We start from the raw sequence: 4740 nt of genomic DNA, 5'->3' as shown, positions 1-4740 counted from the left end.
GGGCCCTGACCCCGGTCAGGTTCAAGGGAGTGCAGGTCTTACCTTTTATGCCATCATTTGAACTTTATCCACGCAACTCGTTGCAGGCTTTTTACACTGATTAACCGCTTTTGCTTTTCTTGTCTAACGACAAATGTTTAATAATTTATTGACTGTATAATTCATGCCGCAATCTTGTAGGGCTCTTTCTTGGTTCAATACTTCGGACACTTTTCTAAAATATCCTGTGAAGTGAAAATCAGTGAATCAATACTTCGGACACTTTCATGCAGCAATAGCTCCATAGCAGCTGAGCTGTTCATAGGTATTCATGACTTTTTCATCACTCAGGGATAATCCTAACTCATCAAAAACCCTACACATCAGATGCTGGTTGGATTTCAGGCGTTTCCAGCTAAAAAATGAAATAACAGTTTCAACGTCAGTGTTTTTCTTTTTCCTAACAAAAACTGGGACATCCATAAATTTGACTAACCGGTCAGCTCGTCTACTTTTTGATCATCAAGAATTTTAATGATCAGGAACAGAAGTCATGACGACTGCCCGGAAGAATCTGATAGACCCAGCCAGTACACGGTATTATCACTGTATGGCTCGCTGTGTACGCAGGGCATTTCTCTGTGGTCGAGATAAATTTTCCGGCAAAAACTATGAGCACCGTCGGCAGTGGGTGGAAGATAGACTGAAGATATTGTCAGGCATCTTTGCTCTAGAACTCTGTGCCTATGCCGTCATGTCMAACCACTATCATGTCATTCTTCACATCAACCGCGAACAAGCCGAATCATGGAACACGAAAGAAGTGTTGTCCCGCTGGGCTCAGTTATTCTCTGGCCCTGTGCTTGTTCAGCGTTATCTGGCAGGTGCACCTATGGATAAAGGAAGTCTGCTAAAGGTTGAAGAGTTTGCGGAAGAGTACCGGTGTCGTTTAAAAGATATTAGCTGGTTCATGAAATGCCTGAACGAGCACCTTGCCCGTGAAGCGAATAAGGAAGATGGTTGCAAGGGACGGTTCTGGGAAGGACACTACAAAAGCCAGGCTTTACTTGATGAAGCCGCACTACTCACTTGTATGGCCTATGTAGATCTAAACCCTGTCAGAGCTAAAATGGCTAAAACTCCGGAAGGTTCTGAATATACCTCCATAAAAGAACGAGTCGATACCTACTCAAGTCACCAGAAGAAAAAACAACCCCGCTTCCTCAAACCTTTTAAAACCCCTGGGCAAAATCCGGATAAAGCACTGCCTTATACTCTTGCTTGTTACTTTGAACTGGTGGACTGGTCTGGTCGTATTGTTCACAAAGGAAAGAGAGGAAAAATAGAAGGCGATGTCCCTGCTGTGCTTGATCGCCTGGGAATTGATCCGAAAGAGTGGCTCAGTACCATGCGCTGGAATAATCGCTTCCGCCGGGGTGTAGGAAAACTCTCCTCTCTTAGGGACTATGCTAGCCAGACCGGGAAGCATTGGCTTCATGGGGTTACACCGAGCATTTGCCTATTTCAAACCTGAGACAAATTAAAGGGTGCCCCTTTTTCTCCTCCCTTATTCTCCAATCCTTAAAGTATGGGAGCCAGGACTTTTGCGACAACCTCCTATGGTGGAATCCAAAAGTGTGAATACCAGAACCGATCGTGGTATCTTTCCTCTTTTACCGATTCTTAAAATGGCAAACCACCTGACCATGGAATCTTCACCCCACACGACCATCACCTCGCTGGTTCACGATATTGCCGATGTACTGGTCGAAAGAGGCTGGACGTTGTCTACGGCTGAGTCCTGTACGGGTGGCGGTATTGGTTTTGAACTGACCGCGTTATCTGGCAGTTCCCGCTGGTATGAAGGTGGTGTGATCAGCTATTCCAATAACGTGAAAAGCCAGCAACTCCATGTGCCAGAAGTGCTGTTGAATAAATACGGCGCTGTCAGTGAGCCAGTGGCGGAGGCCATGGCGCAGGGTGTCCGGAAGTTATTACGAACGGATCTGGCTGTCGCAGTGACCGGCATTGCCGGCCCTGATGGTGGAACACCTGATAAACCGGTGGGTACCGTCTGGATTGCCTGGAGCACCGGGCAAAGCACTGAAGCCCGGCACTTTCATTTCTCTGGTGATCGTGAGCAGGTTCGCCGACAAACGGTGGTGGAAGCGCTGCAGGGTATTTTGGCTGTTATTTCTTAAAAGTGAACGGAAGACTGTCGACAAGATAAAGTACTGGACAAACATCCAGTATATGTTTAAATATACAGTATTGAATTTAGATACCCAAAGGATTTCAAATTGCTACGCGGCGGCAATCGAGCGAAGCCCATGAGCCTATAAGTAATAGGTGATTGGGGTGAGTGAGCGCAGCCAACAAAGTGGCAGCTTGAAAGTCGACGGGTATAGCTGTTCCTGATGGCATCAGAACTGAGTTGAGGGCGAGAAAATGGATGATAACAGAAAAAAAGCGTTAGCCGCAGCACTGGGTCAGATTGACCGTCAGTTCGGTAAAGGCGCAGTGATGCGGATGGGCGATCAAAAGCACGAAGCGATTCCGGCCATTTCCACCGGTTCCCTTCAGTTGGATATTGCGCTTGGCATCGGCGGTCTGCCAAAAGGCCGTGTTATTGAAATCTATGGTCCGGAATCTTCCGGTAAAACCACGCTGACCCTTAGTGTGATTGCTCAAGCTCAGAAGCAGGGCGCAACCTGTGCTTTTGTTGATGCGGAACACGCCCTTGATCCGCTCTACGCTGGAAAGCTGGGTGTTGATGTTGACGACCTCTATGTTTCCCAACCAGACACGGGCGAACAGGCTCTGGAAATCACCGACATGCTGGTGCGCTCTGGTGCGGTTGATGTCATCGTTATTGACTCCGTTGCAGCACTGGTACCAAAAGCTGAAATTGAAGGCGACATGGGCGACTCCCACGTAGGTCTACAGGCTCGTTTGATGTCTCAGGCGCTGCGTAAGCTTACCGGTTCCATCAAGCAAACCAATTGCATGGTTATCTTTATCAACCAGATTCGTATGAAGATTGGTGTGATGTTTGGTAACCCGGAAACCACAACCGGCGGTAACGCTCTAAAGTTCTACTCCTCTGTTCGTCTGGACATTCGTCGTACCGGTGCTGTGAAGCAGGGCGAAGAAGTCATCGGTAACGAAACCCGTGTGAAAGTGGTGAAGAACAAAGTTTCTCCTCCATTCCGTCAGGCCGAATTCCAGATTCTTTATGGTCAGGGTATTTACCATATGGGTGAAGTCATTGATTTGGGCGTGAAGCAGAAGCTGGTGGACAAATCCGGTGCCTGGTATGCCTACAAGGGCTCAAAAATTGGTCAGGGCAAAGCCAATGCGGCGCAGTATCTGACCGACAATCCTCAAATTGCGGAAGAAATTGAAGCACAGATTCGTGCTGAACTGATGGCGCCACAGAGTGGCAAAGATGAGAAAGCAGCGAAGACTGAAAAAGCTGGCAAGCCAGACAAAGCTGAAAAAACCGGCAAAGCAGGCAAGGCAGAAAAAGAAGTGACTGAAACGCTGCAGCAGGATGAGTTGCTGGCAGAGTAGCCGAGAGCTTTTGAGTGACTGCTGAAACCCTCCAAACCGTAAAAGATGTTCGTCGGGCTGCCATGGATCTTCTGGCCCGACGAGAGCACGGTTTTAAAGAACTGGCTCGTAAACTCTCGAGCCGTTTCCCCCCTGAGCTGGTAACTGAAGCATTAACACGACTCCGTGAAGAACGCCTGCAAAGTGATGACCGCTTTGTGGAAAGTTATGTCTATAGCCGAACACAACGGGGTTATGGTCCGGTACGTATCAAATCGGAGTTGTTTCAAAAAGGTGTCGATAGGGATCTGGTTAGCCAGTATTTAGTTGAGCAGGATGAACACTGGACTGAATTGGTAAAAGAGATAAAAGAAAAAAAGTTTGGTAAGAGTAAACCTGAAAATGTAAAAGAACGTGCTCGCCAGACACGGTTTCTTGCCCAGCGAGGGTTTTCAATGGGCCAAATATGCTTAGCACTCTCGAGATAATACACGTTGCGTTAAAGTTTGTGTTGGTGAACTAATTTGAGATTTTAAACTCTAAGAAATAGGCTCTTCAGGGGTATCTGTGGGTAAAAATGAGCTAATTTGAAGAAAAAAGCACCAGCGATCGATTTCTGATAGATTTTTTTGTTTGCAGACAAAAAACAATAAGAAACGTCGCTGATGCTGATAAAAACTATCCTCAATAAAGTTCATAAACTCAAGTCATTTGTTTATCAGGATGTAAAACTCGGCTTCCATCAAGGCTCTGAAGTCTTCGATGTGACAGTCGTTCCCCGCAAGAATGGTCACGCTATCTGTTCAGGCTGCCACAACCCAGCACCGGGTTACGATCGCCTTGCTGAACGACGCTTCGAGTTTGTTCCTCTCTGGGGAATCAGAGTTTCCCTGATTTACAGAATGCGCCGCGTTCAATGTAAGACATGTGGCGTAAAGGTTGAGCAGGTTCCATGGGCAGAAGGTAAAAAAGAACTGACCAAAGTGTACATGCAGTTTCTCGCAGGCTGGGCTCGAAAACTCTCCTGGAAGGAAGTTGCCAAGACGTTTAATACTTCATGGGAGAAGGTAAACCAAAACTCATTTGAAACATACGGTTCTAAATGAGCAGATAAATTGATCCAAAGCATGAAACGAAAAACGATTCAAGACGTATAATTACAGATCATTTTTTGCCATAACTATTCGATTCATGCTTAAAGTCCTACAC

The 4740-nt window shown here is 46.7% G+C and carries 5 protein-coding genes; all 5 read left to right on the top strand.

Features of this window, described 5'->3' with window-relative positions:
• Positions 1 to 532: 532 nt before the first annotated feature.
• Complete coding sequence (locus AKL11_RS20705; protein WP_067521541.1) at positions 533 to 1513, top strand: transposase; 981 nt, start codon at positions 533 to 535, stop codon at positions 1511 to 1513.
• 103 nt (positions 1514 to 1616) lie between these two features.
• The gene (locus tag AKL11_RS20700; RefSeq protein ID WP_245673542.1) at positions 1617 to 2180 is read left to right on the top strand and encodes a CinA family protein; all 564 of its coding nucleotides are present in this window, start codon (positions 1617 to 1619) and stop codon (positions 2178 to 2180) included.
• 247 nt (positions 2181 to 2427) lie between these two features.
• Complete coding sequence (gene recA, locus AKL11_RS20695; RefSeq protein WP_067521539.1) at positions 2428 to 3552, top strand: recombinase RecA; 1125 nt, start codon at positions 2428 to 2430, stop codon at positions 3550 to 3552.
• Between the two features lie 14 nt (positions 3553 to 3566).
• Positions 3567 to 4019 carry a regulatory protein RecX gene (locus tag AKL11_RS20690; protein ID WP_067521537.1) on the top strand — a complete coding sequence of 151 codons (453 nt, stop codon included), beginning with the start codon at positions 3567 to 3569 and terminating at the stop codon, positions 4017 to 4019.
• Positions 4020 to 4196: 177 nt separating this feature from the next.
• Positions 4197 to 4637: a hypothetical protein gene (locus tag AKL11_RS20685; RefSeq protein ID WP_067521536.1), complete on the top strand. Its 441-nt coding sequence runs from the start codon at positions 4197 to 4199 to the stop codon at positions 4635 to 4637.
• The last annotated feature ends 103 nt before the right edge of the window (positions 4638 to 4740 follow it).

Source organism: Endozoicomonas ascidiicola (genome assembly GCF_001646945.1).
Lineage (GTDB): Bacteria > Pseudomonadota > Gammaproteobacteria > Pseudomonadales > Endozoicomonadaceae > Endozoicomonas > Endozoicomonas ascidiicola.
This window is presented reverse-complemented; position numbering and strand designations above follow the sequence as displayed.